The 578-nt window shown below is 63.5% G+C and carries 1 protein-coding gene; it reads right to left on the reverse strand.

Annotated features, from left to right (window positions below; translation table 11 throughout):
- Positions 1-37: 37 nt before the first annotated feature.
- The coding region (locus tag QSG27_RS29165; protein ID WP_306712380.1) for an IS630 family transposase at positions 38-578 on the reverse strand (541 nt) is incomplete at its 5' end.

The raw sequence follows: 578 nt of genomic DNA on the forward strand, positions 1-578 counted from the left end.
ATACGGGCGGCGCGTGAAGGCTTCCATTGCTTGGAAATCAAGCGAATTGCGGCCACCAGTGGAACCATGTCGCGGCTCGAATGCGATCAGGATTATCGGCGAGACCGCAACAACGATCGGCAAGCGCTTGATCAAGGGCACCGAGATCCGCGAAGTAGGTGTTGGCGATCGTTTCGTTGGTCAGTGGCCAGAGATGCTCGGCCGGCTGCAATTCGGGGGAATACGGGGGTAAGAATTCCAGCGTGATGCCCTCCGGGATGTCCAGCGTGCTGGCGACATGCCAGCCCGCGCCATCGAGAACGATGAGCACGTGCTTGGTGGGCCCAGCTCCAACCTCGCGGGCAAAAGCGTCCAAGATGGCCCCGAACATGGGCGCATCAATGCCATCGGTGAGGAACCAGACTACCCGTCCGGTGCTCGGCCGCACGAAGCCCACAAGATACATCCACTCAAAGCGCTGGTGGCCACGGGCCATGGGGCGGCAGCCGCGCGGCGCCCACACCCGGCGGAGCACCGGCTTCAGCCCGACGCGATGCTCGTCCATCGCCCACACCTCCAGAGGCGTGTCGGGATCCTCC

The sequence above is a fragment of the Azospirillum isscasi genome (assembly GCF_030849505.1).
Classification (GTDB): domain Bacteria; phylum Pseudomonadota; class Alphaproteobacteria; order Azospirillales; family Azospirillaceae; genus Azospirillum; species Azospirillum isscasi.